The organism is Pseudomonas sp. SMN11 (assembly GCF_052041945.1).
GTDB lineage: Bacteria > Pseudomonadota > Gammaproteobacteria > Pseudomonadales > Pseudomonadaceae > Aquipseudomonas.
On record NZ_JBKGGW010000029.1, the window covers coordinates 22,373 to 49,217 of the forward strand.

At 63.9% G+C, this 26,845-nt stretch carries 26 protein-coding genes; 20 read left to right on the forward strand and 6 right to left on the reverse strand.

Annotation, left to right across the window (positions count from 1 at the left end; all coding sequences use genetic code 11):
- The first annotated feature begins 115 nt into the window (after positions 1-115).
- The 15 genes from cobO (at position 116) to ACLEJU_RS21180 (ending at position 12,622) form a co-directional block, all read left to right on the forward strand.
- Positions 116-727, forward strand: a complete 612-nt coding sequence (gene cobO / locus ACLEJU_RS21110) for a cob(I)yrinic acid a,c-diamide adenosyltransferase (RefSeq protein ID WP_435423825.1) — start codon at positions 116-118, stop codon at positions 725-727.
- Positions 724-2,019 (forward strand): cobyrinate a,c-diamide synthase, encoded by a 1,296-nt coding sequence (locus ACLEJU_RS21115; RefSeq protein WP_435423824.1) that lies wholly within the window; start codon positions 724-726, stop codon positions 2,017-2,019. Before cobO ends, ACLEJU_RS21115 begins: the two co-directional genes overlap by 4 nt.
- Positions 2,016-2,666 (forward strand): 5,6-dimethylbenzimidazole synthase, encoded by a 651-nt coding sequence (gene bluB, locus ACLEJU_RS21120; protein ID WP_435423823.1) that lies wholly within the window; start codon positions 2,016-2,018, stop codon positions 2,664-2,666. The genes ACLEJU_RS21115 and bluB overlap by 4 nt, the downstream gene beginning before the upstream one ends.
- Entirely contained in the window at positions 2,663-3,571 is a 909-nt protein-coding gene (gene cbiB / locus ACLEJU_RS21125; RefSeq protein WP_435423822.1) for an adenosylcobinamide-phosphate synthase CbiB, read from the forward strand. The genes bluB and cbiB overlap by 4 nt, the downstream gene beginning before the upstream one ends.
- Positions 3,564-4,556, forward strand: coding sequence for a threonine-phosphate decarboxylase CobD (gene cobD / locus ACLEJU_RS21130; protein WP_435423821.1), 993 nt, complete (start codon positions 3,564-3,566; stop codon positions 4,554-4,556). The genes cbiB and cobD overlap by 8 nt, the downstream gene beginning before the upstream one ends.
- Positions 4,553-6,007: a cobyric acid synthase gene (locus ACLEJU_RS21135; protein ID WP_435423820.1), complete on the forward strand. Its 1,455-nt coding sequence runs from the start codon at positions 4,553-4,555 to the stop codon at positions 6,005-6,007. Before cobD ends, ACLEJU_RS21135 begins: the two co-directional genes overlap by 4 nt.
- Before the next feature lies 1 nt (position 6,008).
- Positions 6,009-6,530: a bifunctional adenosylcobinamide kinase/adenosylcobinamide-phosphate guanylyltransferase gene (gene cobU / locus ACLEJU_RS21140; RefSeq protein WP_435423819.1), complete on the forward strand. Its 522-nt coding sequence runs from the start codon at positions 6,009-6,011 to the stop codon at positions 6,528-6,530.
- The gene (gene cobT, locus ACLEJU_RS21145; protein WP_435423818.1) at positions 6,527-7,582 is read left to right on the forward strand and encodes a nicotinate-nucleotide--dimethylbenzimidazole phosphoribosyltransferase; all 1,056 of its coding nucleotides are present in this window, start codon (positions 6,527-6,529) and stop codon (positions 7,580-7,582) included. Before cobU ends, cobT begins: the two co-directional genes overlap by 4 nt.
- Complete coding sequence (cobC, locus tag ACLEJU_RS21150) at positions 7,579-8,136, forward strand: alpha-ribazole phosphatase family protein (protein WP_435423817.1); 558 nt, start codon at positions 7,579-7,581, stop codon at positions 8,134-8,136. Before cobT ends, cobC begins: the two co-directional genes overlap by 4 nt.
- 1 nt (position 8,137) lies before the next feature.
- Positions 8,138-8,866 carry an adenosylcobinamide-GDP ribazoletransferase gene (locus tag ACLEJU_RS21155; protein WP_435423816.1) on the forward strand — a complete coding sequence of 243 codons (729 nt, stop codon included), beginning with the start codon at positions 8,138-8,140 and terminating at the stop codon, positions 8,864-8,866.
- A 213-nt stretch (positions 8,867-9,079) separates the two neighbouring features.
- Positions 9,080-10,192: a glycoside hydrolase family 5 protein gene (locus ACLEJU_RS21160; protein ID WP_435423840.1), complete on the forward strand. Its 1,113-nt coding sequence runs from the start codon at positions 9,080-9,082 to the stop codon at positions 10,190-10,192.
- Positions 10,193-10,234: 42 nt separating this feature from the next.
- Positions 10,235-10,639 (forward strand): MarR family winged helix-turn-helix transcriptional regulator, encoded by a 405-nt coding sequence (locus ACLEJU_RS21165; RefSeq protein WP_435423815.1) that lies wholly within the window; start codon positions 10,235-10,237, stop codon positions 10,637-10,639.
- Positions 10,640-10,702: 63 nt separating this feature from the next.
- Positions 10,703-11,905 carry an MFS transporter gene (locus tag ACLEJU_RS21170; protein ID WP_435423814.1) on the forward strand — a complete coding sequence of 401 codons (1,203 nt, stop codon included), beginning with the start codon at positions 10,703-10,705 and terminating at the stop codon, positions 11,903-11,905.
- Complete coding sequence (locus ACLEJU_RS21175) at positions 11,902-12,024, forward strand: hypothetical protein (protein ID WP_435423813.1); 123 nt, start codon at positions 11,902-11,904, stop codon at positions 12,022-12,024. The genes ACLEJU_RS21170 and ACLEJU_RS21175 overlap by 4 nt, the downstream gene beginning before the upstream one ends.
- Positions 12,025-12,070: 46 nt before the next feature.
- Entirely contained in the window at positions 12,071-12,622 is a 552-nt protein-coding gene (locus ACLEJU_RS21180) for a glutathione peroxidase (protein ID WP_435423839.1), read from the forward strand.
- A gap of 528 nt (positions 12,623-13,150) precedes the next feature.
- On the opposite strand, the gene ACLEJU_RS21185 is transcribed toward ACLEJU_RS21180, so the two are convergent.
- Entirely contained in the window at positions 13,151-13,411 is a 261-nt protein-coding gene (locus ACLEJU_RS21185) for a DUF2798 domain-containing protein (protein WP_435423812.1), read from the reverse strand.
- A 114-nt stretch (positions 13,412-13,525) separates the two neighbouring features.
- On the opposite strand from ACLEJU_RS21185, the gene ACLEJU_RS21190 reads away from it, so the two are divergent.
- Positions 13,526-14,455 (forward strand): LysR family transcriptional regulator, encoded by a 930-nt coding sequence (locus ACLEJU_RS21190; RefSeq protein WP_435423811.1) that lies wholly within the window; start codon positions 13,526-13,528, stop codon positions 14,453-14,455.
- A gap of 43 nt (positions 14,456-14,498) precedes the next feature.
- Here the strand turns inward: ACLEJU_RS21190 and ACLEJU_RS21195 are convergent, their stop codons facing one another.
- The 3 genes from ACLEJU_RS21195 to ACLEJU_RS21205 form a co-directional block, all read right to left on the reverse strand.
- On the reverse strand, positions 14,499-15,764 hold the full coding sequence (locus ACLEJU_RS21195) for an OmpP1/FadL family transporter (RefSeq protein WP_435423810.1): 1,266 nt from the start codon (positions 15,762-15,764) through the stop codon (positions 14,499-14,501).
- A gap of 146 nt (positions 15,765-15,910) precedes the next feature.
- Positions 15,911-16,393, reverse strand: a complete 483-nt coding sequence (locus ACLEJU_RS21200) for a hypothetical protein (RefSeq protein WP_435423809.1) — start codon at positions 16,391-16,393, stop codon at positions 15,911-15,913.
- A 248-nt stretch (positions 16,394-16,641) separates the two neighbouring features.
- Positions 16,642-16,866 (reverse strand): hypothetical protein, encoded by a 225-nt coding sequence (locus ACLEJU_RS21205; RefSeq protein WP_012313162.1) that lies wholly within the window; start codon positions 16,864-16,866, stop codon positions 16,642-16,644.
- 955 nt (positions 16,867-17,821) lie between these two features.
- On the opposite strand from ACLEJU_RS21205, the gene ACLEJU_RS21210 reads away from it, so the two are divergent.
- Entirely contained in the window at positions 17,822-18,181 is a 360-nt protein-coding gene (locus tag ACLEJU_RS21210) for a sel1 repeat family protein (RefSeq protein ID WP_440776743.1), read from the forward strand.
- Between the two features lie 154 nt (positions 18,182-18,335).
- On the forward strand, positions 18,336-19,709 hold the full coding sequence (rmuC, locus tag ACLEJU_RS21215; protein WP_435423838.1) for a DNA recombination protein RmuC: 1,374 nt from the start codon (positions 18,336-18,338) through the stop codon (positions 19,707-19,709).
- Here the strand turns inward: rmuC and ACLEJU_RS21220 are convergent.
- A complete protein-coding gene (locus ACLEJU_RS21220) occupies positions 19,681-23,157 on the reverse strand; it encodes a hybrid sensor histidine kinase/response regulator (protein WP_435423808.1) in 3,477 nt (1,158 codons plus the stop codon). The genes rmuC and ACLEJU_RS21220 overlap by 29 nt on opposite strands.
- A 195-nt stretch (positions 23,158-23,352) precedes the next feature.
- Positions 23,353-24,531, reverse strand: a complete 1,179-nt coding sequence (locus ACLEJU_RS21225) for an MFS transporter (RefSeq protein ID WP_435423807.1) — start codon at positions 24,529-24,531, stop codon at positions 23,353-23,355.
- 150 nt (positions 24,532-24,681) lie between these two features.
- On the opposite strand from ACLEJU_RS21225, the gene ACLEJU_RS21230 reads away from it, so the two are divergent.
- Together ACLEJU_RS21230 and ACLEJU_RS21235 are read left to right on the forward strand one after the other, a co-directional pair.
- Positions 24,682-25,413 (forward strand): GntR family transcriptional regulator, encoded by a 732-nt coding sequence (locus tag ACLEJU_RS21230; RefSeq protein ID WP_435423806.1) that lies wholly within the window; start codon positions 24,682-24,684, stop codon positions 25,411-25,413.
- Between the two features lie 140 nt (positions 25,414-25,553).
- Positions 25,554-26,828: an MFS transporter gene (locus tag ACLEJU_RS21235; protein WP_435423805.1), complete on the forward strand. Its 1,275-nt coding sequence runs from the start codon at positions 25,554-25,556 to the stop codon at positions 26,826-26,828.
- Positions 26,829-26,845 lie beyond the last annotated feature (17 nt).

Here is a 26,845-nt window from a genome sequence, read left to right on the forward strand (position 1 = left end):
GGAGGGTGATGCGCGGTTCACCGTGGCTCCGGCCATGGCGCCTGCGCGTTCTCCGTCTGCCCGCCTATTCCCTGTCGCCGCTGTTCACGTGGCGCCAGCCTGCGGAGAACCCTTCATGAGCGAATCCACCGAACGCGACGAACGCCACCTGGCGCGCATGCAGCGCAAGAAGGCGGTCATCGACGAGCGCATTGCCAACTCCCCTAACGAATGCGGCCTGCTGCTGGTGCTCACCGGCAACGGCAAGGGCAAGAGCAGCTCGGCTTTTGGCATGCTTGCCCGCGCCTTGGGCCACGGCATGCAGTGTGGCGTGGTGCAGTTCATCAAGGGCCGCAACAGCACCGGCGAAGAGCTGTTCTTCCGCCGCTTCCCCGAGCAGGTGCGCTATCACGTAATGGGCGAGGGCTTCACCTGGGAGACCCAGGACCGCCAACGCGACATCGCCGCCGCCGAAGCGGCGTGGGCGGTCTCGCGCCAGCTGCTGCAAGACTCGAGCGTGCAGTTCGTGGTGCTCGATGAACTTAACATCGCGCTCAAGCACGGCTATCTCGACCTTGACCAGGTGCTGAGTGACATCCAGGCCCGGCCACCGATGCAGCATGTGATCGTCACTGGCCGCGCAGCCAAGCCGGAAATGATCGAGCTGGCCGACACCGTTACTGAAATGGGCATGCTCAAGCACGCTTTCCAGGCCGGTATTCGCGCGCAGAAGGGCGTCGAACTGTGAGTGAAACGCGCAGTTGCCCGGCGGTGCTGATCGCCGCACCCGCCTCTGGCCAGGGCAAGACCACCGTGACTGCGGCTCTGGCGCGCTTGCACCGCAACCTTGGGCGTAAGGTCCGGGTGTTCAAATGCGGCCCTGATTTCCTCGACCCGATGATCCTGGAGCGGGCCAGTGGGGCGCCGGTGTACCAGCTCGATCTGTGGATGATCGGTGCCGAAGAAAGCCGTCGCCTGCTGTGGCAAGCGGCAGAAGAAGCCGACCTGATTCTGATCGAAGGGGTGATGGGCCTGTTCGACGGTACTCCGTCGAGCGCCGATCTGGCCCGCCATTTCGGCGTGCCGGTGCTGGCGGTAATCGACGGCACGGCCATGGCCCAGACTTTCGGCGCTCTGGCCCTGGGCCTGGCGCGTTATCAGGCCGACCTGCCGTTCGCCGGCGTGCTGGCCAACCGGGTCGGTAGCCTGCGTCACGCGCAATTGCTCGAAGGCAGCCTGACCGAAGGCCTGCGCTGGTATGGCGGCCTGTCCCGCGAGCGCGGCATCGAGCTGCCCAGCCGCCACCTGGGGCTGGTTCAGGCCAGCGAACTGAACGACCTGGATGCCCGCCTGGATGCCGCTGCCGAGGCCCTCGGTGCCAGCTGCGATGCTGCCTTGCCACCGCCAGTAGCGTTTGCCGCGCCTGAGCCACAGCCGTGCGCTGCGTCGCTGAGCGGTGTGCGCATTGGTGTGGCGCGAGACGAAGCCTTCGCCTTTACCTACGGTGCAAACCTGGATCTGTTGCGCGACCTGGGCGCACAGCTGGCGTTCTTTTCGCCGCTGCACGACCGTGAGTTACCGGCAGTGGACAGCCTGTATCTACCAGGTGGTTATCCGGAACTGCATCATCACGCACTGGCAGCCAATACGCCGATGTGCGAAGCGATCCGTGCCCATCACGCCCAGGGCAAGCCATTGCTGGCCGAGTGCGGCGGCATGCTCTATCTGCTCGATGCACTGACCGATGTCGCAGGCGAGCGTGCCGAACTGCTGGGATTGCTGCCGGGCGAGGCGGCCATGCAAAAGCGCCTGGCGGCTCTGGCCCTACAAGCTGTGGAGCTGCCGGAAGGCACCCTGCGCGGGCATACCTATCACCACTCGCTGACGACCACCGAACTGGAACCGATCGCCCGGGGCCTGAGCCCCAATGGCGGGCGCGGCAACGAAGCGGTGTATCGGCTGGGCAGGCTGACCGCCTCCTACGTGCACTTCTACTTCCCGTCCAACCCTGATGCGGCGGCGGCGCTGTTGCGGCCATGAGCGATCACGCCTACAGCGCCGCCGAGCGCGCCGCGATCTACCGTGCCATCGGTGAGCGCCGCGACATGCGCCACTTTGCCGGTGGCTCGGTCGCGCCCGAGCTGCTCGGCCGCCTGCTGGCTGCCGCGCACCAGGCGCCCAGTGTCGGCCTGATGCAGCCTTGGCGCTTTATCCGCATCAGCCAGCCCGAGCTGCGCGGGCGTATTCAGGGCCTGGTCGAAGAGGAGCGGGTGCGCACCGCCGAAGCCTTGGGCGAACGCTCCGATGACTTCATGAAGCTCAAGGTCGAGGGCATCAGCGACTGCGCCGAAGTGCTGGTCGCGGCGTTGATGGACAACCGCGAGCCGCACATCTTCGGCCGCCGCACCTTGCCGGAGATGGACCTGGCCTCCTTGGCCTGCGCCATCCAGAACCTGTGGCTGGCCGCTCGTGCCGAAGGCCTGGGTTTGGGCTGGGTCTCGCTTTTCGACCCGCCAGCCCTGGCCGCGCTGCTGGGCATGCCCGCTGGCGCCAAGCCAGTGGCGGTGTTGTGCCTGGGGCCAGTCAGCGAGTTCTACACACAGCCGATGCTGGTACAGGAAAAATGGGCGCAAGAACGCCCCTTGAGTGAAATGCTGTTCGAGAACCAATGGGGAGAACGCCCATGAGCGTGGCCTTGCTGACTGTGGCCGGTGTGGCCCTCGATGCGCTGCTGGGCGAGCCGCAGCGCCGGCACCCGCTGGTGGGCTTCGGCAACCTGGCGTCAGGCCTGGAGCGCCGCCTGAATGCCGGTGGGCGCGGCTGGCGCAGCCATGGCGTGAGTGCCTGGTTCCTGGCCGTGGTGCCGCTGACCCTGCTGGCGTTGATCCTGTCCTGGCTGCCCTATGTCGGCTGGCTGGTGGACGTGCTGGCGCTGTATTGCGCCCTGGGTTTGCGCAGCCTCGGCGAGCATGTGCTGCCAGTGGCCAACGCCTTGCGCCAAGGTGATCTGGAAGAGGGGCGGCGCCGTGTCGGTTATCTGGTCAGCCGCGAAACCCGCGAACTGGACGAGCCTGCCGTGGCGCGCGCAGCCACCGAATCGGTGCTGGAAAACGGCAGCGATGCGGTGTTCGCCGCGCTGTTCTGGTTCGTCGTGGCCGGTGCGCCGGGGGTGGTGCTGTACCGCCTGAGCAATACCCTGGATGCGATGTGGGGTTACCGCAATGCACGCTTCGAGCGCTTCGGCTGGTGCGCCGCTCGAATCGACGATGTGCTGAATTATATTCCCGCCAGGCTCGTGGCGCTGACCTACGCGCTGCTGGGCGAGACGCGCCTGGCCCTGGCCTGCTGGCGCAAGCAGGCGCCGCTGTGGGACAGCCCCAACGCCGGGCCGGTCATGGCCTCTGGTGCCGGTGCGCTGGGTGTCGAACTGGGCGGCCCGGCGGTGTACCACGGTGAACTGCACGAGCGCCCGCGCCTGGGTGAAGGGCCGATGGCCGATGCCGATGCCGTCGAGCGCGGCTGGAGCCTGGTGCAGCGTGGTGTCTGGTTGTGGGTACTGCTAATCTGCGTGGGAGCCTATCTGAATGCTTGAACACGGTGGCCGCCTGCTGCGGGCAGTGCGGCAATACGCAATCGCCCGCGAAGACTGGCTGGACCTGTCCAGTGGCATTGCCCCCTGGCCTTACCCGATTCCCCCCATACCGCTGGACGCCTGGGCCCGCTTGCCTGAAGCCGACGACGGCCTCGAAGACGCTGCGCGACACTATTACGGCGTGCGGCAACTGTTGCCGGTGGCCGGCTCCCAGGCGGCCATCCAGGCCATGCCCCTGTTGCGCCCGCTGGGGCGCGTGGGTGTGCTGACGCCATGCTACGCCGAGCATCCGCATGCCTGGCAGCGGGCGGGGCATCAGCTGATCGAGCTGGATGAAAGCCAGGTCGAGGCGCAACTCGATCAGCTTGACGTGCTGGTGCTGGTCAATCCGAACAACCCGACCGGACGGCTGGTGTCACGTGAGCGGCTGCTGGCCTGGCATGCGCAGCTCGCGGAGCGGGGTGGCTGGTTGCTGGTGGACGAAGCGTTCATGGACAACTCACCGGAACACAGCGTGGCGGATTGCGCCGAGCTTCCAGGCCTGATCGTGCTGCGTTCGTTCGGCAAGTTCTTCGGCCTGGCCGGTGTGCGGCTGGGCTTTGTAGTGGCTGAACCCTCATTGTTGCAGCGCCTTGCCGAGTTGCTCGGACCGTGGACCATCAGTGGCCCGACCCGGGTGCTGGCGCAAGCCTGCTTCGCCGACCACGCGGCGCATCAGGCCCAGATCGAACGCTGCGCCCTGGCCAGCCAACGCCTGGCTACGCTGCTGCAAGGCTGTGGCCTGGCGCCCAGCGGTGGCTGCGACCTGTTCCAGTATGTGCGCAGCGAACGTGCAGCCCACTTGCATGACTTTCTAGCCCGCCGCGGCATCCTTGTGCGCCTTTTCGAACAGCCGGCTGCCGTGCGCCTTGGCTTGCCGGCAACTGCCGCAGACGAGCAGCGCCTGGCCCAAGCCTTGGCCGATTATCAGAAGGAGACGGCATGACCACCCTCATGGTGCAAGGCACCACCTCCGATGCCGGCAAGAGCACGCTGGTTACTGCCCTGTGCCGCTGGCTGTTGCGCCAGGGAGTTGGCGTGGTGCCGTTCAAGCCGCAGAACATGGCGCTCAACAGCGCGGTGACCGCCGACGGTGGCGAAATCGGCCGTGCCCAGGCGGTGCAGGCCCAGGCCTGCCGGCTGGCACCGCACACCGACATGAACCCGGTGCTGCTCAAGCCCAACAGCGACACGGGCGCCCAGGTGATAATCCACGGTCGTGCAGTCACCAGCATGAACGCGGTGGCCTATCACGACTACAAGGCCATTGCCATGCAGGCTGTGCTGGCCTCGCACCAGCGCCTCAGCGCGGCCTACCCCGTGGTGATGGTCGAGGGGGCGGGCTCGCCGGCCGAGATCAACCTGCGCGCCGGTGACATCGCCAACATGGGCTTTGCCGAGGCGGTCGATTGCCCGGTGATCCTGGTGGCCGACATCAACCGTGGTGGGGTGTTCGCCCACCTGGTCGGTACCCTCGAGCTGCTGTCGCCGAGCGAGCAGGCGCGGATCAAGGGCTTCGTCATCAACCGCTTCCGCGGCGACATTGCGCTGCTGCAGCCGGGCCTGGACTGGCTGGAGCAACGCACCGGCAAACCGGTGCTGGGCGTGCTGCCCTATGTCACCGACCTGCATCTGGAGGCCGAGGATGGCATCGACATCCGCCAGGGCGCCAAGCAGGATCGTGTGCTCAAGGTGATCGTCCCGGTGTTGCCGCGCATCAGCAACCACACCGATTTCGACCCGCTGCGCCTGCACCCGCAGGTCGACCTGCAGTTCATCGGCCCGGGCCAGCCGATTCCGGCCGCCGACCTGATCATCCTGCCCGGCTCGAAGAGCGTGCGTGGTGACCTGGCGCAACTGCGCGAGCGCGGTTGGGACAAGGCCATCGAGCGGCACCTGCGCTATGGCGGCAAGCTGATCGGGATCTGTGGAGGCCTGCAGATGCTCGGTCGCGAAGTCCACGACCCATTTGGCCTCGAGGGGGCCGCCGGTTCCAGCCCTGGGCTTGGCCTGTTCGATTACGAGACGGTGCTCGAAGCCGACAAGCAACTGCGCAACGTGGCCGGGACCCTGAACCTGGAAGCTGCACCGGTCGCCGGCTATGAAATCCATGCTGGCGTCACCGCGGGGCCTGCCTTGGAGCAGCCTGCCGTGCTGCTCGCCGATGGCCGTTGTGACGGTGCGGTCAGTGCCGATAGCCAGATCCTCGCCACCTATCTGCATGGCCTGTTCGAGGGCAGCCAGTCGTGTGCCGCGCTGCTGCGCTGGGCGGGGCTGGAGAATGTGCAGACCATCGATTACGAGGCCCTGCGCGAATGTGACATCGAGCGCCTGGCCGACTTGGTGGAAACGCACCTGGATACCGCGCACCTGCGCACGCTGTGTGGAGTCGCCTGACATGCGCAACCTGATCCTCGGCGGCGCCCGTTCAGGCAAAAGCCGCCTGGCCGAGCAACTGGCCAGCGACAGCGGCCTGCCCGTCACCTACATCGCCACCAGTGAGCCGCTCGATGGTGAAATGAACGAGCGCGTACGCTTGCACCGCCAGCGTCGGCCTGAACACTGGGGGCTGATCGAAGAGCCCTTGGCCCTGGCCGCAGTGCTGGATGCAGAAGCCGCCGAAGGCCGTTGCCTGCTGGTGGACTGCCTGACCTTGTGGCTGACCAACCTGCTGATGCTCGACGATCCGCAGCGGCTGGCCGCAGAGCGCGATGCGCTGCTCGACTGCCTGGAGCACTTGCCCGGCACCCTCATTCTGGTCAGCAACGAAACCGGCCTGGGCGTGGTGCCCATGGGCGAGCTGACCCGCCGTTATGTCGACCTGGCCGGCTGGCTGCACCAGGCTGTTGCCGAGCGCTGCCAGCGTGTGGTGCTGACCGTGGCTGGCCTACCTCTCATGCTCAAAGGACCCGCTCTATGAACCAAGCCTGGTGGCGTGAAGCCTGCCAACCCCTCGACAACGCCGCCATGGACCAGGCCCGCGCCCGTCAGCAGCAGCTGACCAAACCTGCCGGCTCGCTCGGCCAGCTGGAAGGCCTGGCCGTGCAGTTGGCTGGCCTGCAAGGCCGCGAGCGGCCATCCCTGGATCAGGTCGCAATCACCATTTTTGCGGGCGACCACGGCGTGGTCGAAGAGGGCATTTCGGCCTACCCGCAGGCAGTCACCGGGCAGATGCTGCGCAACTTCGTCGGCGGTGGTGCGGCGATCAGCGTGCTCGCGCGCCAGCTGCAGGCCAGCCTTGAAGTGGTCGACCTCGGCACCATCGACCCTCTGCTGGAACTGCCAGGGGTGTTGCACCTGCGCCTCGGCGCCGGCACCGCCAATTTCTCCCGCCAGCCGGCCATGACCGATGCCCAGCTGCAGGCTGCCTTGCAGGCCGGTCGCGACAGTGCCCTGCGCGCAGCGGCCAATGGTGCGCAGCTGTTCATCGGTGGCGAGATGGGCATCGGCAACACCTCTGCCGCCGCCGCCCTGGCCAGCACCTTGCTGGCCTGCCCGGCGCGAGAGTTGAGTGGGCCGGGTACCGGCCTGGACAGCGCCGGTGTTCGCCACAAGGCCGAAGTGATCGAGCGCGCCCTGGTGCTGCACGGCCTGCGCGCCGACCAGCCGTTGCAGGCGCTGGCCTGTGTCGGCGGCTTCGAGATCGCTGCGCTGACGGGTGCCTACCTGGCCTGCGCCCAGCAAGGTATCGCCGTGCTGGTAGATGGCTTCATCTGCAGCGTCGCGGCATTGCTGGCGGTGCGCCTCAATCCGCAGAGCCGTGACTGGCTGCTGTTCGCTCACCAGGGCGCCGAGCCTGGGCACAAGACCCTGCTCGCGGCACTGGAAGCCCAGCCATTGCTGGCGTTGGGGCTGCGCCTGGGCGAAGGCAGTGGCGCCGCACTTGCGGTCCCGCTGATGCGTCTGGCCTGCACCCTGCACGGGCAGATGGCAACCTTCGCCGAAGCGGCGGTGGCGGACCGCCCGGCATGATCCTCGACCTGCTGCGCCACGGTGAAACGGAGCAGGGCGGTGGCCTGCGTGGCAGCCTGGACGATGCCTTGACCGACAAGGGCTGGGGCCAGATGCGTGACGCGCTGGCAGGTGCAGGGCCCTGGGATGTGCTGGTGAGTTCGCCGTTGCAGCGCTGTGCGCGTTTTGCCGAGCAGCTGGGCATGCCAGTTCAGCTTGAAGCCGATCTGCAAGAACTGCATTTCGGTGAGTGGGAAGGGTGCAGTGCCTTGCAGATCATGCAAACGCAGGCTGACGAGCTTGGGCGTTTCTGGGCCGATCCATACAGCTATACGCCGCCTGCAGGGGAGCCTGTCGCTGCCTTTGCCGAGCGTGTGCTCTCTGCCGTCGGGCGTCTGCGCCAGCAGCATGCCGGCAAGCGTGTGCTGCTGGTCACCCATGGCGGTGTCATGCGCCTGCTGCTGGCGCGTGCCCGTGGGCTGCCCAAGGAGCAGTTGCTGCAGGTCGAGGTTGCCCATGGCGCCCTGATGCGCTTGGCGGTGGATGCGAGTGGCGCGATGCACGAGGTGCTTTGACATGCTGCCGTTCTGGATTGCCCTGCAGTTTCTCAGCAGCCTGCCGGTGCGTTTGCCGGGGATGCCCGAGCCACGTGAAATGGGCCGCTCGTTGCTGTGCTATCCACTGGTAGGGTTGCTGTTCGGCCTGTTGCTGTGGCTGGCCAACTACCTGCTGCAGGGGGCTGCGGCGCCGTTGCACGCGGCCCTGTTGCTGGCGCTGTGGGTGTTGCTCAGTGGCGCTTTGCATCTGGATGGCCTGGCCGACAGTGCCGATGCCTGGCTGGGTGGTTTCGGCGACCGTGAACGCACGCTGGAGATCATGAAAGATCCGCGTAGCGGGCCGATAGCCGTGGTTACCCTGGTGCTGGTATTGCTGCTGAAGTTTTGTGCCCTGTGGGTGCTGGTGGAGCAGGGCGCGGGCAAGGCCTTGCTGCTGGCGCCGGTGCTGGGGCGGGCGGCGATGCTCGGGTTGTTTCTCTGCACGCCTTACGTGCGCCGCGGGGGCCTGGGGCAGGCGCTGGCCGAGCACTTGCCGCGGCGTACGGCCGTGTGGGTTCTGCTGTCCAGTCTGCTGTTGTGTTTGCTGGTGGGTGGCGCGCGCGCGATCTTGCCGATGCTGGCGGCGATGGCTGTTTTCATCGGGCTACGCCGGTTGATGTGTAAGCGTCTGGGTGGGACCACGGGTGATACCGCAGGCGCCATGCTGGAGATTCTTGAGCTGGCTGTGCTGTTGGGCTTGGCGATTTAGGAAGAGTCCTACAGTGCTTGACGAAAACCCTTTCGGATAAAACTGGCTGCAGAATTGCAGAAAAATGCTGAAAAAAATCAGGAAATGACGCCTTTTCTGCAGCTGTCTATGCTCGCGGTTTCTCTGTCACCGCTAAGGCAATGGACAATGCGAAGACTCCTGCTGGCCTTGTTGATGGTCACCGTCAGTGGCTCCGTCACTGCAGCCGACCTGATCGATTTCTGGAACACCCCGCGCCACGGCGGCAACAGCTTCAATCGCTTGCCGCCGGATCAGGCCTACTTCGATGCGTTGAGTGCATATGGCGCGAGCTGGGTGCGGTTGTCCTACGACAAGTGGAAGCCGGCGCAGCGTGACTTCCTGTTGGGCAATGCGGACCGGTATGAGCAGTTGCCCGCCGCCGATCTCAAGCAACTGCGCGATACCCTGGATCGCGCGCACAGGGCAGGGCTCAAGGTGGTCATTGCGCCCCTATCGTTACCCGGCATGCGTTGGTCGCAAAACAACCAGGGGCAGTTCGATGACCGTCTTTGGCAAGACAACGGTTACGCACGGCAAGCAGCCATCTTCTGGCGCGATCTGGCCCGGGAGCTGAAAGATCATCCTGCCATCGCCGCCTACAACTTGGTCAACGAACCAGCTCCCGAGAAACTTGGCGGCCTGGCCGAGCACGCGTCGGCTGAACACATGCAGCAATGGTACGCCCAGGCGCAGGGAGGGACGCGTGACCTGCCGGCGTTGTACGCACAATTGATCGCGGCAATACGCGAGGTGGATGCCAAGACCCCGATCATGGTCGACGCCGGCTGGTTCGCCAGCGCCGACGCCTTCAGTTACTGGCAAGCGCCCTTGCAGGATGATCGCGTGCTCTACAGCGTGCACATGTATGAACCCTATGCGGCTACCAGCGCGCCGAACCTGATGCGCAAAGATCCCATCGATTACCCCGGCCCGGCGCCGTTCGGTGGTGAGACCCAGCAATGGGATGCCGAACGGGTTCGTCAGTATCTGAACCTGCCATTGGCCTGGATGGAGCGAATGAAGCTGCCGGCTTCCCGGTTGGTCGTGGGGGAGTTCGGGTGCATGCGCCGACTGCCCGGTTGCAGTGAATACCTGGAGGACGTCCTCTCAGTCATGGACCGGCATCGGTTGCACTGGGCGTTCTACAGCTTCCGTGAAGACAGCTGGGATGGCATGGACTACGAACTGGGATCGGCAAAGGTGCCTTGGCGGTATTGGCAAGCGATAGAACAGGGGGCTCCAGACCCATTGCTACGCAAGGCCACAGCGGAATTCGAACTGATTCGACGACGCCTTGCAGACTGAAACTTCTTGCAACACCCTGGGTGCGGGTATATACACGTATCCATGTTGACCAGTGAATGCATCTGCACCCACCTGCGTCGCGCCGCCCGCGGGGTGACCCGGCATTATGACGAGGCCCTTGCCGGCTTCGGCATCAATGTCGCCCAGTTTTCCCTGTTGCGCCACCTGCAACGGCTCGATCGTCCCAGTATCACCACGCTCGCCGAGGCCATGGGCCTGGAGCGCAGTACCTTGGGCCGTAACTTGCGCGTACTGGAGGCCGAAGGCCTGGTCGCCCTCGCCGAAGGCGATGACCAGCGCAACCGTATGGTGTTGCTGACCGAGACGGGTGCGGCACGATTGCAAGAGGCTCATCCAGCGTGGGAGCAGGCGCAATTGATGCTGGTCGAGCAGTTGGGCGAAGGGCAGCGTGACGAGCTTGTGCGCTTGCTGGAGCGGCTTGCCTGAATCATTACGACTAGAAGCGGGTATATACCCGTACAACCTTGCGATGTGCTGGAGATAACGACAATGACTTCGGTGTGGCGAACCAGCGGGTGGGTGCTTGTGGGGGCAGCGTTGATCCTGGCGCTGTCCTTGGGTGTGCGGCATGGTTTCGGGCTGTTCCTGGCGCCGATGAGCGCCGACTTCGGCTGGGGCCGTGAAGTGTTCGCCTTTGCCATTGCCCTGCAGAACCTGATCTGGGGCCTGGCACAACCGTTTGCCGGTGCGCTGGCCGACCGCCTGGGTGCGGCGCGGGTGGTGATTATCGGTGGCATTCTCTATGCTGCTGGCCTGCTGTTGATGAGCACCGCCGATTCGGCCTGGTCGCTGTCGCTCAGTGCCGGCCTGCTGATCGGTATCGGCCTGTCTGGCACCTCGTTCTCGGTGATCCTGGGTGTGGTCGGCCGCGCCGTGCCTGCGGAAAAGCGCAGCATGGCCATGGGCATCGCCAGCGCTGCCGGATCCTTCGGCCAGTTCGCCATGCTCCCCGGCACCCTTGGCCTGATCGAATGGCTGGGTTGGTCGTCGGCGCTGTTGGTGCTTGGCTTGCTGGTGGCGTTGATCGTGCCCTTTGTCGGGCTCCTGCGTGACCGCCCGCTGCCCAGTCATGGTGCGGAGCAGACGTTGGGCGAGGCCCTGCGCGAAGCGTGTTCGCACTCCGGCTTCTGGCTGCTTGCCCTGGGCTTCTTCGTCTGTGGCTTCCAGGTGGTCTTCATTGGCGTGCACCTGCCTGCCTACCTGGTTGACCAGCACCTGCCGGCGACCACCGGCACCACGGTGCTGGCGTTGGTCGGGTTGTTCAACATCGTTGGTACCTACACAGCCGGCTGGCTGGGTGGGCGCATGTCCAAGCCACGCCTGCTCACCGCGTTGTATTTGCTGCGTGCGGTGGTGATCGTGCTGTTCCTGTGGGCACCGGTGACTCAGGTGAGTGCCTACCTGTTCGGCATTGCCATGGGGCTACTGTGGCTTTCCACCGTGCCTTTGACCAATGGCACCGTGGCCACGGTCTTCGGCGTGCGTAACCTGTCGATGCTCGGCGGCATTGTCTTCCTGTTCCACCAGCTGGGCGCTTTCCTGGGTGGCTGGCTGGGTGGCGTGGTGTACGACCAGACCGGCAACTACGACCTGATCTGGCAAATTTCGATTCTGCTCAGCGTGCTGGCTGCCGCGCTTAATTGGCCGGTACGTGAACGGCCGGTTGCCCGCTTGCTGGTGCAAGCGGCATGAACCGCTACCTGGCCCGCGGGCTGCTGCTGGCGGCAGCGGCATTGCTGCTGGTGCTGGCGTGCTGGGGCTGGCAGCGGGGCGGGTTGGCGTTGATGCAGCTGGGCATGAGCGTTTGTTAAGCGCTACCCTGCAAGTTCGAGGAGAGTCTTGCCGGAGGAATGAATGATGCGTGCCCATTGGTTGACGATGTCGTTGCTGGCGCTGCTGGCTGCCAGTTCCAGCTGGGCTGCCGATTGCCCGGCGCTGTTGCAGGGCAGCTTGCCTGAATTGCGTGGCAAGGAGCAGGTCGACCTGTGCCAACGCTTCGGCGGCAAGCCGCTGGTGGTGGTCAATACGGCCAGCTATTGCGGCTTTGCACCGCAGTTCGAGGGGCTGGAGTCGACGTACAAGGAGTATCACGAGCAGGGCCTGGAGATGCTCGGTGTGCCGTCCAACGACTTCAAGCAGGAAGACGCTGATAGCGAGAAGACTGCCAAGGTCTGCTACGCCAACTACGGTGTGACCTTCACCATGACCAAGACCCAGCCGGTTCGCGGCAAGGATGCGATACCGCTGTTTGTCGAGCTGGCGCACCAGAGCAGCGCGCCGAAGTGGAATTTCTACAAGTACGTGGTGGATCGCCAGGGCAAGGTGATCGGCAACTTCTCCAGCTTGACCAAGCCCGATGACCCCGCCTTCAGGGCCGCGATCGAGAAGGCGATAGCCTCGCATCCGTAGTGCGAGCGGCTTTTCGCTTTTGCTCTGCTTTTGCTCTGCTTTTGCTTCTAAGCGCGCGATAGTCCAGGCGACACTAAGTGCGACTTCAGGAGGCCGAACGCAGGCGTCTGGAGGGCCAGGGTGCGTAGCACCCCTTCGGCATAGCCGAAGGCGCGAGATGTAGACTTGCGCAGCAAGTCGTAGGCCGCGCGGGCCCGGAAGGCGCCGGAGTGAGGGAACCCCGGAGCGGAGCGTAGGGGCCGGATGATGGGAGCGGGGGTTTTTGCCTACTTTTTGCCCAGTCAAAAAGTAGGTCGCCGTAAAGGCGAAAAGGTGAATCGGCGCCACCATGGCGAATGAATGTTGACCGTTTTTCAAAGCCCACGCGACAAAAAGTAACCAAAAAACGCTGGCTCCTATCATCCGGCCCCTGCGCTGCGCTCCGGGGTTCCCTCGCTCCGGCCTCCTGAAGTCGCATTCGGCGTTTGCTGAACTATCGCGCGCTCAGAAGCAAAAGCAAAAGCAAATGCAAAAGCAACGGCTTGGTGGTTAGTGTGGATTAACAGTAATTGCCACCAATTTCAGCACCACGGGCCTCACCATCAGTACGCACACAAATGCCACTGGCATCGCCAGCTGGTAAGCCTTCAGCACATTACTCAAGTACTCCGGATTCACCCCGGCATTCGCCGCAGTGATCACGAAGCACATCAGCAGCGCCATGATTGATGACATATAGAACGCGAACACGTACGGCGTAGCGCTCGGGCGTAGTTTGCGCCGGCTGCGCGTGTGGGACAGATTGCTCATGCGATCTCCTGAAGGTTGACTGAGGGCGCAGGTTAGCAATGCCTTCGGCAGCGGCTGTAGACCCGCTGGATTGAGTTCTTTATAAAGAGAGTCTTACGAATCGAAGAGCTTGCCATGGATCTGCTCAACGCCATCCGCAGCTTCATCAAGGTGGTCGAAGCCGGTAGCATCGCCGCCGGGGCCCGTAACCTCGGCCTCAGCCCGGCGGCGGTCAGCCAGAACCTTGCGCGGCTGGAAGGGCACCTGCAAGTGCGTCTGCTCAGCCGTACCACTCGCAGCATGGCGCTGACGCCTGCCGGTAGCCAGTACTACGAACGGGTCAGGCACATCGAGCGCGACCTGGCCCTTGCCGAACAGGCGGTCACCACACCCGACAGTGAACCCCAAGGGCGGCTGTGCATCGCTTCGACCTCTGCTTTTGGTCGCCATGTGCTGGCGCCGCTGATCCCGGCCTTCAGCGCCCGCTACCCACTGCTTTCGATAGAGTTGGTAACGACTGATCGCAAGGTCAATCACGCGCGCGAAGATGTCGATGTCAGTCTGCGCATCACCCCGCAACTGGAAGACCAGCTGCTGGCGCGGCACATCGCCCGCATCCCGTTCATCTGCTGCGCATCACCGGGTTACCTCGCCAGTGCTGGCTTGCCCAACACCCCGGAGGTGTTGCGGGATCATCGCTGCCTGGTTTTCCGTTATCCGGTGGACGGCCGTTTCCTGCGTTGGGGTTTCGTGCGTGATGGCATGCGTTTCGAGGCGGAATTCGGCACCGTATTGATCAGTGACGACATCGATGCACTGACTCAGATGGCCCTCAACGATGGTGGCATCACCCGACTGGCCGAATTCATCGTCAGGCCGCATCTGGCCTCGGGGGCACTGGTGCCGCTGTTCGAATACCGCGACAGGGCTCAGGCCTACGCCCAGACCGAGCCAATGGATATCTACCTGTGCGTGGCCGACCGTTTCGCCATGACCGCAAAGGTGCGTGCGTTCATGGACTATCTCCGTGAGTCGTTGGGTGATAGCTGGCAAGTGCAGGCATGAAAAAACCGCCACGAAGGCGGTTTTTTGATGGGGCGGGTACGAATCAGAAGCGGTAGGTGAGGGAAGCACCGATACCGTGAGCGCTGTTCTCGTATTTGGCCTGGTAGCGACCCTTGGTGGGGCTGGCCAGGTTGACCTTGGTGTCCTCTTCCCACAGGTAGGAGTAGGCCACGTCGATGGTCATGTCGTCGGTTGGGCTGTAACCGGCACCGATGCTGATTGCCTTGCGATCACCTGTTGGGATGCGCGGCGAGCGGTCGGTGTTGTTGGTTGGCGACTGGTCGACGGAGAAGCCGGTACGCAGGACCCACTCTTTGTTCACCTTGTAGGACGCGCCGATGGCGTGAGCCCAGGTGTCATGCCAGTTCTGCTCTTCGGTAATGGTACCGAACTGGGCTGCCAGCGGTGCCGGGACTTCGTTGTTGACGGTGATGTCCTTCAGGCGGCTCCAGCGGGTCCAGGTGCTGCCTGCATACAAGGTCCACTGGTCGTCCAGTTCGTGGGTGACCGAGAAGTCCACCGACTCAGGGGTCTTGATTTTCAGAGTAGCGTCGAACTTGCTGCCGCTGAAAGGCCCGATCAGGGCGTTGTTGACTTTGGTATCGCCTTCCAGTTTGTAGTCGACCATCGAGTGGTAGGTCAAGCCGACGCGGGTACGATCGGTGGCCTGTACCAGGATACCGACGTTGTAACCAATGGCGGTATCGTCACCCTTGATCTTCACTTCGCCGTCGTTGGTTCCGGGAGTGAAACGGTTGATGGTATTCGAGCCCAGTTCGCCCTTGATGCGGTTGATGGTCGGGCCGAAACCGATCGACACCTTGTCGTTGAAGGCGTAGCTGACGGTAGGTTGGAAGGTGATGACCTCGACGTGGCTCTTCTTGCCCCAGTAGCGAGCTGCGTCGCCGCTGCCGTAGTCGGTCACCAGGCCGTATGGGACGTAGACACCAAAACCGACGCTCCAGTGCTCATCGATCGGCTTCACGTAGTAGCCCATCGGGACGCCAACGGTAGGCACCATGTCACCGTCGGTTTCGCCTGGCAGTGGGCTGCTCCCCGGGCCCGAAATATCAGTCTTGGCAATTACAGCAGCTCCGCCCACGGTCACTTGCTGGCGCTTTAGGCGCGACATGCCGGCCGGGTTGCCATACACGGTGCTGGCATCATCGGCAGAAGAAGAACGGCCCGCAAAACCGGTACCCATGCCGCTGATGCTTTGTTCGTTGAGTGCGAAGCCGGCAGCGAACAGTTGGCTGGACGCCAGGGCAACGGCTACACCGAGGGAGGTTTTGAGCATTGCTTTTTTCATTATTAGAAACTCCTTGTGATCTCCGGGGCGAAAAGCTACCAACAAATCACGCGCCGCGCCATAGCCTGGATCACAGGAGATAGGGCGGTTTTGTAGGACAATCCGACCAAAATTCCCTTTTTTCCGTTAATGTTGTAGGACGCTTCTTAAGATGCCTGCGGCAATTTTTGCTCAACGCACAATTGCCAGGCCTGGGTGAAGTCGCGCAGGCGACCTTGAGGGTGGAAAATCTGCCGCCAGATACGGGCCAGGCCGAGCAGGTCATCGGCCGCGGGCAGCGGAGTGGCCTGCTCTTCGATGAGCATCCAGGCGATGGCGGTGGAGTAGCGCAGGTTCACCGTCAGTTCCAGGTGTGGCCCGCCGAGGAAGGCGTGCTGGCTGGCTAGGCCGCGTACCAGGCTGGCCAGCTCCGGATCACGAGCAAGAAAGTGGTCCCAGACGGCCTGGTGACGGCTTTCGCCAATGCGGTAAAGGCCGTGGCCACGACGGTCGTGCAAGGCTGAACCGAGTGCCGATTGGGAGGCCGCGATACCGAGCAGAAGGGCCTCGGCGCTGGCGCAGTGACGATTCAGATAGACCAAGGTTGGTCGGATCACATACTGACACAATTCATTCGCCGCGATACCCATGATGCCCTCGAGCAGTAAAGGGCCGACGGGCGCTGGAGCTTGGCAGCTGTGAATTGGTCAGGCCCGCCGGAAGCGGTAAGGACCGCTCGAGTTGAAGTGTAGTGTGATAATCGTGGTGTAAAGGGCTGTTTTTAAATCGATTGCTGCCGGCCGTCCAGCGCTATATGCCTTGCAGCACTTAGGCCAAGAACGATCAGGCAGCATGTCGCAGGTGTCATTCAGCCTCTGAATACCCCGATATTCGCCGCTCACGCGGTGAGCGATTGGCGGGTGCGGGCGATCACTGCCTGCAGCGGTTCCGAGCGGCTGTACTGTTCAGGGTACAGGCGTTCGGTATGGCAGGCGACGCCGTGTTCGTCCACCAAGGTGAAGCTGAAGTTGCCCTTGCGTGGGGCGGTGATCAGGCACTTCAACGGCGAGAAGGCCTGGGAAAGGGTGCCAATGGCAGCCTGAATTTGATGATGAGTTTGCATATTGTTGGAGGTTCCTGCTTTAAACACGGGGTATATGATCCGTGCATGATAGAAACGTTCCAGTGACGCCTTTATGAAGGGACGAACGAACCTGACTGGAACAAAGCAGCCAGAGAGAGCGCAATCAAAGTGTGGGCGCTTGGGCTGACTGGTAGGTACTTCAGAAGGCAGGCAGCACACCGGGGCCAAGGTTCTAGGCCGTCGGAGTGGAATCCTGATCAATCTTCCGGTTGATTCGTGCTTGAACAGCGCTGGGCTGGCGAGTGAATCATCGAGTGGGCCGGTCCTGGTTTCAGCAGCGATCGTTCGGGAGAGCGATGGGCTGCAAGGACGCTTCTGGCCAGAATTGACTTTCAGCTTGGGTACTAACGGTGCGCACTTTACCGAAATTGTAAGGCCTTTGCAAGCTTTGTACGTTTCTTCAGGTTAGCCGCGCAGTATGGCGTGTCTTTCGCCTGATTGGAAGAGGGGGCAACTGGCCTCCAAGCGGCCTGATGTGCCAATTTCGTGCATTCAAATGCAGGCTTTCGGTGCACTTGTTCACATTCGAGGCGTGACTTGTAACAGCCCGGCAACAGCCCTGATCTGGCTCGCCAATGACTTGACTGGCACCTTAAGTCAATGAAAAAAAACACTAATTTTTGCTGGTGAAAAAATCGTCAGTTTGACTGTAGGCCCCATTTCATGGGGGTTTGAGGGCTCATTGGAGGGGTTGTCCACCGAGTTATCCACAGGAACTGTGGATTGTCCCGAGCGCTTGCTCTAGGACGGGCGTGCCAGCAAATTAGAGAACTGTCCGACAATCGACAGGCATCAGCCGACTAGCCAGTCATCCACTCGGAAACGTCAAGAAAAAATCATCGAAAAAAAATTTCAATACTCCGGAAATCGACACGTCATGCACGAAAAAAAGGAGTAGAGTGGCGCGCCTTTCGAGTTGCCATCCCTGTCGGTCATGAAGTTTCGCGGTAAACCCCTCGCCAGCCCCGTAGTTGCCTCAGCAGCCCCCTCGCCCAAACGCTTCTCCCTGAAAGTGGCCCTCTGGCTGCTCGACAGCCCGCGCCTGGGTGAGAAGCAGCAGGTCAAGCACATCGCCGGGCGCTTGCTCAAGCAGCCCGCGCGTGAAGGCGTGGTGGTGGCGCAGAGCCGGTTAGGGCAGATGCTCTGCCGTGATTGCGGTAATGCCCGCGACCGGCGCATCGGCCATGAACTGTTGCGCCAGGCGGCGCGGGCCGGGGACCAACAGGCGCAACTGGAGTATGCGCGGCTGTTCCAGGCCGACGCGTCGGAACAGGCGCCCGCCCCAGCAGACTGATAAGCTGCACTCAACTCGCAACAGTGTGATCGGGGTAAGCATGACAGTGGATCTGACCAGCATTCTGCTGGGCTTGGTGGCAGGGGCCTTGCCTTGCCTGGGTTGGGTCATGCAGGTACAGCGCCGTCAGGGCGCACGCCAGGGCGAGCAGGCCCTGCTGGAGGAGCGTCTGAGCAGTGCGCAGCTGGCTCAGGCCGGCCTGCAGGCGCAACTGGACGCCAGCCGCGACGAGGTCAGCGACCTCAGCGAAGCCAACACCGTCAAGCAGACTCAACTGGCCGCCCAGGGCCGTGAACTGGAGCTGCTGCAGATCGACCGCGACAACGCCCGCGATGCCGCCCACGCCTGGCACCTCGAACGCGCCACTCGCGAAGCCGAACTGCGTCGCCTGGAGGCCCAGACCGCGCGCCTGGAGGCCGAGCTGCGTGAACAGCAGGACAGCCACCAGCAGCGCCTGGAAGACCTCCAGGAGGCCCGTGATACCCTGCGCGCCCAATTCGCCGACCTGGCCACGAAGATCTTCGACGAGCGCGAGCAGCGCTTCGCCCAGACCAGCCAGCAGCACCTGGGCCAGTTGCTCGACCCGCTCAAGGAGCGCATCCAGGCGTTCGAAAAACGCGTCGAGGAAAGCTACCAGCAGGAAGCCCGCGAGCGCTTCTCGCTGGGCAAGGAACTGGAGCGCCTGCAGCAACTCAACCTGCGCCTGTCCGACGAAGCCACCAACCTCACTCAGGCGCTCAAGGGGCAGAAAACACAAGGCAACTGGGGCGAGCTGATCCTCGAGCGGGTGCTGGAGCATGCCGGCCTGGAAAAAGGTCGCGAGTACCAGACCCAGGTCAGCCTCAAGAGCGCCGATGGCGAGCGTTTCCAGCCTGACGTGCTGATCATGCTGCCCGGTGACAAACAGGTGGTGGTCGATGCCAAGGTCAGCCTCACCGCTTACCAGCAATTTGTCGGCAGCAACGACGAAGCCGCGCTCAAGCAACACGTGCAGTCGTTGCGCAATCACGTCAAAGGTCTCTCGAGCAAGGACTACAACCGTCTTGAAGGCCTGCACAGCCTGGATTTCGTGCTGTTGTTCGTGCCGATAGAGGCGGCCTTCTCGGCAGCCCTGCAGGCCGAGCCCAACCTGTTTCAGGAGGCGTTCGACCGGCAGATCGTGATCGTCAGCCCGACCACCTTGCTGGCCACCCTGCGGGTCATCGACAGCCTGTGGAAACAGGAGCGCCAGGGCCAGAACGCCCGTGAGATCGCCGAGCGTGCCGGTTGGCTGTACGACAAGTTCGTGCTGTTCATCCAGGACCTGGATGAACTGGGCAACCGCCTGCAACAGGTCGACAAGGCCTACGCCGCAGCACGCAACAAGCTGTGCGAAGGGCGCGGCAACCTGGTCAGCCGCAGCGAACAGCTCAAGCTGCTCGGGGCCCGGGCCAGCAAGAGCCTGCCGGCCGAGTTGCTGGAGCGGGCACTTTCAGATGAAGCAATGGCCGACGAGGCGGTTACTGAACCAGGCTCAGATGGCGATTGAGCAGGGCGCGCAAGGCCGCCGGTTTCACCGGTTTGGCCAGGTAGTCCAGGCCTGCGGCATGCACGGTGGCCAAAGTTTCCTTGCTGCCGTCGGCGCTGATCACCACGCCGGGCACCGGCTCGCCCAGGCGCGCACGTAACCAGCCCATCAGCCCGGTACCGGTTTCGCCGTCATCCAGGTGGAAGTCAACCAGCGCCAGGTGCGGGCGCATGCCCTTGGCCAGCAGCGCTTCGCATTCGGCGCGGTTGCGTGCGGTCCACACCTGGCAGCCCCAGCGGCTGAGCAGGCTGTTCATGCCGATCAGAATGCTGTCTTCGTTGTCCACGCACAGTACCTGCAAGCCGGCCAGCGGCTGGCTCGCGGCTTCCACCGGGGCGCTCGGCGCTGCGGCGGCCTGGTGGGCTATCGGTACATTGACGCGGAACACCGTGCCCTTGCCGGGCCAGGAGCGCACCTCCAGCCTGTGGCCAAGTACCCGGCACAGGCCGTCGGCAATCGCCAGGCCCAGGCCCAGGCCTTTTTCGGCGCGGGTCTGGTGGCTGTCCAGGCGCTTGAACTCCTGGAATATCACCTGCAGCTTGTCGTCGGCAATACCCGGGCCACGGTCCCAGACCTCCAGCCACAGCTGCTCGCCCTGGCGGCGCACCCCCAGCAGGATCGGGCTCTTGCCGTAGCGCAGGGCATTGGTAAGGAAGTTCTGCAGCACCCGGCGCAGCAGTTTCATGTCGCTGTCGACCCGCAGGCGGCTGCCGCGCAGGCGGAACTCCAGGCCCTTTTCGGCCGCCAGCACCTTGAATTCGGCGCCCAGGGTGTCGAACAGTTCGTTGAGGGCGAAGGGTTTGGCGTCGGGAGTGATCTTGCCGTTTTCCAGGCGCGAGATATCCAGCAGGTCGCTGATCAGCTCCTCGGCCGAGCGCAGCGAACTGTCCATGTGCTGCACCAGCTGCTGGGCCTCTTCGTTCATGCCTTCGGCCTGCTGCGACAGGGCGGCGGAGAACAGCCGCGCAGCGTTCAGCGGCTGCATCAGGTCATGGCTGACTGCCGCCAGGAAGCGGGTCTTGGACTTACTCACCGCTTCGGCCTGGCTCTTGGCTTCCGACAGCGCCTGGTTGAGCTGCGATAGCTCGTGGGTCCGTTCGGCCACGCGCTGCTCCAAACCTTCGTTGGAGTCGCGCAGCGCCTGTTCGGCCTCGCGGAACGGGGTGATGTCGGTGAAGCTCATGACAAAGCCGCCACCGGGCATCGGGTTGCCGATCAGCTCGATCACCCGGCCGTTGGGGAACAGTCGCTCAGAGGAGTGGGCACGGCCCTGACGCATCCAGTGCAGGCGCCGCGCCACGTGGACTTGCGCCTCGCCAGGGCCGCACAGGCCACGCTCGGCGTTGTAGCGGATGATGTCGGCGATCGGGCGGCCGACGCTGATCAGCCCTTCGGGGTAGTTGAACAGCTCCAGGTAACGGCGGTTCCAGGCCACCAGGTGCAGGTTCTGGTCGACGACGCTGATGCCTTGGTTGATGTTCTCGATGGCGCCCTGCAGCAAGGCCCGGTTGAACTGCAGCACCTCGCTGGCTTCGTCGGCGATGCGCACCACGTCCTCGAGCTGCATGTCGCGGCCCTCGATGGCGGCCTTGACCACGGCGCGGGTCGATGAGCTGCCGAGCACACCGGCGAGCAGGCGTTCGGTGTGCTCGATCCAGTCGCCGTCGGCGTTCTGGTTGGGGTTGAAACCCTTGCCCTGGCGGTAGGCGAAACGGATGAAGCTCTGCCGTGCGCGCTCCTCGCCGACAAAGCGCGAGGCCAGGTTGAGCAGATCATCGATCTGCACCGCCAACAGCGGTTTGCTGCTGGGCCGGGCGCTGGTCTGCTGGCCGATGAAGCGGCCAGCCTGCCAGTGTTCCGACACGCGGGTGCGCGACAGCATCGACACCCACACGAACAGGGTGAAATTGCCTGCCAGCGACAGCACCACGCCCTGGGTCAAGGGGCTGATCGGCAGGTCGAGCGGGTTGCCGTGCAGCCAGGCCAGGCCCGGGAACAGCCCCAGCGACAGGCCCAGGCTATGGGCGATGATCGGCAGCACCAAGGTGTAGAACCACAGGAAGATGCCCGCCGCCAGGCCGGCGAACACGCCACGGCGGTTGGCTTGCTTCCAGTACAGCGCTCCGAGCATGGCCGGAGTCAGCTGGGTGACGGCGGCGAAGGCAATCTGTCCGATGGTGGCCAGGCTTGCAGTGGAGCCGAGCAGGCGGTAGCTGACATAGGCCAGTAGCAGGATCACCACGATGGTCACCCGGCGCACCGACAGCATCCAGTGGCGGAACGCCTCGAACGGCCGCTCGGCGTTGTTGCGGCGCAGCAACCAGGGCAGCAGCATGTCGTTGGAGACCATGGTCGACAGTGCAACGGCCTCGACGATGACCATGCCGGTAGCGGCCGAAGCACCGCCGATGAAGGCCAGCAGGGCCAGGCTCGGGTGCGCCTCGGCCAGCGGCAGGCTGATGACGAAGGAGTCGGAAATCACCGTGCCCGGCAGCAGCATCTGCCCAGCCAAGGCGATCGGCACCACGAACAGCGCGGCCAGGGCCAGATACAGCGGGAACACCCAGCGTGCCAGGCGCATGTCCTGGGGTTCGATGTTCTCCACCACGGTGACATGGAACTGCCGTGGCAGGCAGATGATCGCCATCATCGCCACGGCGGTCTGCACCACCATCGACGGCCAGTTGATGGTTTCCTGCCAGTAGCTGTCCAGCTGCACCGACTGTCGCGCCTGGGTCAGCAGGTCGTCGAAGCCGTCGTACAGGTTGAACACCACGAACACGCCCACGGCGAGGAATGCCAGCAGCTTGATCAGCGACTCGAAGGCGATGGCCAGGACCATACCGCGATGGTGCTCGGTGACGTCCAGGCTGCGTGTGCCGAAGACGATGGCGAACAGCGCCAGCACCAGCGACACCACCAGCGCGGTGTCCTGCACACGGGTGCCGGTAGCATCGGCGTTGGCGCCGATCAGCAGGTTGACGCCGAGCACGATGCCCTTGAGCTGCAGGGCAATGTAAGGCAGCACGCCGACCAGGCAGATCAGCGCCACCACCACCGCCAGGGACTGGGACTTGCCGTAGCGGGCGGCGATGAAGTCGGCGATCGAGGTGATGTTCTGCTGCTTGCTGATCAGCACCATCTTCTGCAGCACCCACGGCGCGAAGATCAGCAGCAGGATCGGGCCAAGGTAGATCGGCAGGAACGCCCAGAGCTGTTCGGCAGCCTGGCCGACCGCGCCGAAGAACGTCCAGCTGGTGCAGTACACCGCCAGCGACAGGCTGTACACCCAGGCACGCAGGCGCGGCGGCAACGGCGTGCTGCGGCGGTCGCCGTAGAAGGCGATGGCGAACATGATGGCCATATAGGCCAGGGCGACCACGGCGATCAGCCCGCTGGACAACGACATGAAAACTCCGGAGCAAAAAAGATAACGCGGTCCCGATCAATCAGTCTGGCACGCGGGCGGCGGTTCGTCAGCGCCGACAATGGTCGCAGCGGCGAGTCGTCGCAGGCTCATCATTCAGGTATTGCGCATGTCCCAGGGCCAATGCAATACCTGTAGGAGCGGGCTTGTCCCGCGAGGAGGCCAGTGCAGACAGCATCAATTCCGACGGGTACCCATCCAGTAGAACACCCCTGCCAGTATCACCGACATCACCAGCAGGTAGAAGATCACCCCCGGCCACCACCGGCCCAGAGCAAACCCCACCAGCACCGGCCCCAGCGCTGCCCCAAGGTTGGACAGGTTTTGCGCCCCGTAATACACCCCGCGCAGGTGCTCCGGTGCAATCAGGTCGATGAACATGTACTCGGCAGGGATGACGATCATCTCGCCCAGGGTGAACACCAGCATCGCCAGACACCAGGCCACGACCGACCCAGCCATGGCAAAGCCGAGCAGCCCGCCTATGAACAGCGCCATGCCGGCCATCAGCCAGGGCATCAGCTGCTGGCGGCCAATGCGCCGGCCGATCAGGTACTGCAGGGCAATCACCGTGACCGCGTTGGTGGTCACCAGGTAGCCGACCAGCCGCGCCGCCTCGCTGGCGCTGCTGGTCACCACCAGGTATTGCGACAGATAAGCGGTGAACTGGCCGAACACCACCGCGCTCAGCACGCCGCCGAAGGTGAAGCACACCAGCCGGCGGTCCCGCGCCAGCCCCAGCGCCACCTGGCTGAACCCGACGCCCGGCTGCTCCTGGGCACTGGCCTGTAGCCCCCGGTCGCCGAGCCGCCAGTAGGCCAGGCACATGCCCAGGCCAGTGAGCGCCGAGGCAATGAAAGGCAGGTGATCGTCCAGTTCCAGCATGGCCACGCCGAGCAGCGGGCCGACGGCATAACCGACGTTGCTCAGGGTGTACTTGATGGCGAACACCTCGGCCCGTTGTTCCACCGGCAGCAGCGCGCAGAAGCCGGCCTTGGCGGCGATGTCGACCACTGCCAGGGTCAGGTTGATCAGCACCAGGCAGGTGAAGAACAGCCACACCGAACGGCTGGCGATGGCCGCCACGAAGGCGAGTGCGAAGACCAGCGTGCTGGCGCTGACCAGGGTGTGGTTGCGCACGGTGTCGACCAGGTGCCCGCCGTACAGGCTCAGCAGCGAGGCAACGATCAGTGCGCCACCGATCAGCAGGCCGATCTGTCCGACCGACAGCTGGAAGTTGTCGGCCAGGTAGACCACCAGGTAGGGCAGGGTGAGGGCCCTGGCTACAGTAAGAGTGAAGGTGGTGGCCAGCAGCAAGCGGACACTGGCGGGGTAGCCTTTCAGAGCGGCGAGCATTACCACGTCCTTGTTGTGGGTCTTTGCGATGCTTGAGGATAAGTGAGGCCGGCATCGGCGACCAGCGGAGGATTGACAGCCCCTATCCCACGGGGAATACTCTCCGAAAAATTCATATATATGTTTACATAACAAGACGAGAGCCGACCCATGCACCCACTGTCCGGTGATGCTCGACTGCCACGCTATCAACAGCTGCGCGATCACTTGATCGAGCAGATCGCCAACAACCGCTGGCGCCCGGGCGAAGCCATTCCGACCGAAGCCGCCCTGGCTACCGAGTTTGACATGTCCGTCGGCACGGTGCGCAAGGCCGTGGACGTGCTGGTCGCCGAAGGCGTGCTCGAGCGTCAGCAGGGCCGCGGCACGTTCATCCGTCGCCCGCAATTCCAGTCTTCGCTATTCCGCTTCTTCCGCTTCGAAAGCGCCACCGGCGAGCGACTGATGCCGGAAAGCCGCATCCTCTCGATCGAGCCGGTACCGGCACCGTCGGCCGTTGCCCAGGCCCTGGGCCTGGCCGCCGAGGCCGAGGTCATTCGCATTGTCCGTACCCGTCTGCTCGGCGCCCAGCCGGTGCTCGCCGAGGAAATCTGGCTGCCGCGCCAGACCTTCCAGCCGCTGCTCGACATCGAGCTCGACAGCAAAGGCCCACTGCTCTACCCGATCTACGAGGAGCTGTGCGGTCAGGTGGTCGCCTACGCCGAGGAGACACTGACCGCCGAAGCGGTCGATGCGGCCCATGGTCGCTTGTTGCAACTGCCGGCCGACAGCCCGGTGGTGGTGATCGAGCGCCTGGCCCGCGATTACGCCGGCAAACCTTTGGAATGGCGCCGCTCACGCGGCCACGCGCAGCACTTCCGCTACCGCGTCGACATTCGCTGAGCCGTTAAGCCGGCCGCTTCGCCCGTTACCCGTCTGCGCCGTTCTGCCACGGCGCAGTGGCTTCGCCTGCCCGGTCGCCAACGTGCCCAGAGCTTCGGCACGCCCGGCCGTAACACACACGACTAAGAAGGATAACAACCATGTTCAGCTGGTATCGCCAGATCACTTCACGGGAACGCAAGACGTTCTGGGCCTGCTTCGGTGGCTGGTCGCTCGATGCGCTGGAAGTGCAGATGTTCGGCCTGGCCATCCCCGCGCTGATCGCCGCGTTCTCCCTGACCAAGGGCGATGCCGGCCTGATCAGCGGCCTGACCCTGGTTACCTCGGCGATCGGTGGCTGGCTCGGTGGCACTCTGTCGGACCGCTATGGCCGGGTGCGGACCCTGCAGTGGATGATCCTCTGGTTTTCCTTCTTCACCTTCCTCTCAGCGTTCGTCACCGGCTTCTACCCGCTGCTGTTCGTCAAGGCCATGCAGGGCTTCGGCATCGGTGGCGAGTGGGCGGCTGGCGCGGTGCTGATGGCCGAGACGATCAACCCGAAATACCGCGGCAAGGTCATGGGCACGGTGCAGAGCGCCTGGGCAGTGGGCTGGGGCCTGGCGGTGGGCCTGTTCACCCTGATCTATTCACTGGTGCCGGCTGAGTACGCCTGGCGGGTGATGTTCTTCGTCGGCCTGCTGCCGTCGCTGCTGATCATCTGGGTGCGCCGCAACGTGCCGGAGCCGGACAGCTTCCAGCGCCTGCAAAAGGAGCAGGCGATTCCCGGCAGCTTCTTCAAGTCGATGTCCGGCATCTTCCGCCCGGAACTGCTGCGCGTGACCCTGCTGGGCGGCCTGCTGGGCCTGGGTGCCCATGGTGGTTACCACGCGGTGATGACCTGGCTGCCGACCTTCCTCAAGACCGAACGCAACCTGTCGGTCCTGAACTCCGGGGGCTACCTGGCGGTGATCATCTTCGCCTTCTGGTGTGGTTGCGTGGCCAGCGGCCTGCTGATCGACCGTATCGGCCGTCGCAAGAACATCCTGCTGTTCGCGCTGTGCTGCGTGCTCACCGTGCAGGCCTATGTGTTCTTCCCGCTGACCAATACCCAGATGCTGTTCCTCGGCTTCCCGCTAGGCTTCTTCGCCGCCGGCATTCCGGCCAGCCTGGGGGCGTTCTTCAACGAGCTGTACCCAGCCGACGTGCGCGGTGCCGGGGTCGGCTTCTGCTACAACTTCGGCCGCGTGCTGTCGGCGGTGTTCCCGTTCCTGGTCGGGCACATGAGCGAATCCATGTCGCTGGGTAGCGCGATCGGTATCGATGCCGGTATCGCCTACGGCGTGGCCATGCTCGCCGCGCTGTGTCTGCCGGAAACCCGCGGCCGCAACCTCGAGGCCACGCCAGCGCCGGCAATGGCTGGCGTTGTCGCCAAGTAACCTGACTGTCCTGTGAT

Excerpts from the sequence above, each read along its gene's own strand:
- cobO (WP_435423825.1), top strand. The coding sequence starts at position 116 with ATGAGCGAATCCACCGAACGCGACGAACGCCACCTGGCGCGCATGCAG.
- bluB (WP_435423823.1), top strand. The coding sequence starts at position 2,016 with ATGAGCGATCACGCCTACAGCGCCGCCGAGCGCGCCGCGATCTACCGT.
- cbiB (WP_435423822.1), top strand. The coding sequence starts at position 2,663 with ATGAGCGTGGCCTTGCTGACTGTGGCCGGTGTGGCCCTCGATGCGCTG.
- cobD (WP_435423821.1), top strand. The coding sequence starts at position 3,564 with ATGCTTGAACACGGTGGCCGCCTGCTGCGGGCAGTGCGGCAATACGCA.
- ACLEJU_RS21135 (WP_435423820.1), top strand. The coding sequence starts at position 4,553 with ATGACCACCCTCATGGTGCAAGGCACCACCTCCGATGCCGGCAAGAGC.
- cobU (WP_435423819.1), top strand. The coding sequence starts at position 6,009 with ATGCGCAACCTGATCCTCGGCGGCGCCCGTTCAGGCAAAAGCCGCCTG.
- cobT (WP_435423818.1), top strand. The coding sequence starts at position 6,527 with ATGAACCAAGCCTGGTGGCGTGAAGCCTGCCAACCCCTCGACAACGCC.
- cobC (WP_435423817.1), top strand. The coding sequence starts at position 7,579 with ATGATCCTCGACCTGCTGCGCCACGGTGAAACGGAGCAGGGCGGTGGC.
- ACLEJU_RS21155 (WP_435423816.1), top strand. The coding sequence starts at position 8,138 with ATGCTGCCGTTCTGGATTGCCCTGCAGTTTCTCAGCAGCCTGCCGGTG.
- ACLEJU_RS21165 (WP_435423815.1), top strand. The coding sequence starts at position 10,235 with ATGTTGACCAGTGAATGCATCTGCACCCACCTGCGTCGCGCCGCCCGC.
- ACLEJU_RS21170 (WP_435423814.1), top strand. The coding sequence starts at position 10,703 with ATGACTTCGGTGTGGCGAACCAGCGGGTGGGTGCTTGTGGGGGCAGCG.
- ACLEJU_RS21175 (WP_435423813.1), top strand. The coding sequence starts at position 11,902 with ATGAACCGCTACCTGGCCCGCGGGCTGCTGCTGGCGGCAGCGGCATTG.
- ACLEJU_RS21180 (WP_435423839.1), top strand. The coding sequence starts at position 12,071 with ATGCGTGCCCATTGGTTGACGATGTCGTTGCTGGCGCTGCTGGCTGCC.
- ACLEJU_RS21185 (WP_435423812.1), bottom strand. The coding sequence starts at position 13,411 with ATGAGCAATCTGTCCCACACGCGCAGCCGGCGCAAACTACGCCCGAGC.
- ACLEJU_RS21190 (WP_435423811.1), top strand. The coding sequence starts at position 13,526 with ATGGATCTGCTCAACGCCATCCGCAGCTTCATCAAGGTGGTCGAAGCC.
- ACLEJU_RS21195 (WP_435423810.1), bottom strand. The coding sequence starts at position 15,764 with ATGAAAAAAGCAATGCTCAAAACCTCCCTCGGTGTAGCCGTTGCCCTG.
- ACLEJU_RS21200 (WP_435423809.1), bottom strand. The coding sequence starts at position 16,393 with ATGGGTATCGCGGCGAATGAATTGTGTCAGTATGTGATCCGACCAACC.
- ACLEJU_RS21205 (WP_012313162.1), bottom strand. The coding sequence starts at position 16,866 with ATGCAAACTCATCATCAAATTCAGGCTGCCATTGGCACCCTTTCCCAG.
- ACLEJU_RS21210 (WP_440776743.1), top strand. The coding sequence starts at position 17,822 with ATGAAGTTTCGCGGTAAACCCCTCGCCAGCCCCGTAGTTGCCTCAGCA.
- ACLEJU_RS21220 (WP_435423808.1), bottom strand. The coding sequence starts at position 23,157 with ATGTCGTTGTCCAGCGGGCTGATCGCCGTGGTCGCCCTGGCCTATATG.
- ACLEJU_RS21225 (WP_435423807.1), bottom strand. The coding sequence starts at position 24,531 with ATGCTCGCCGCTCTGAAAGGCTACCCCGCCAGTGTCCGCTTGCTGCTG.
- ACLEJU_RS21230 (WP_435423806.1), top strand. The coding sequence starts at position 24,682 with ATGCACCCACTGTCCGGTGATGCTCGACTGCCACGCTATCAACAGCTG.
- ACLEJU_RS21235 (WP_435423805.1), top strand. The coding sequence starts at position 25,554 with ATGTTCAGCTGGTATCGCCAGATCACTTCACGGGAACGCAAGACGTTC.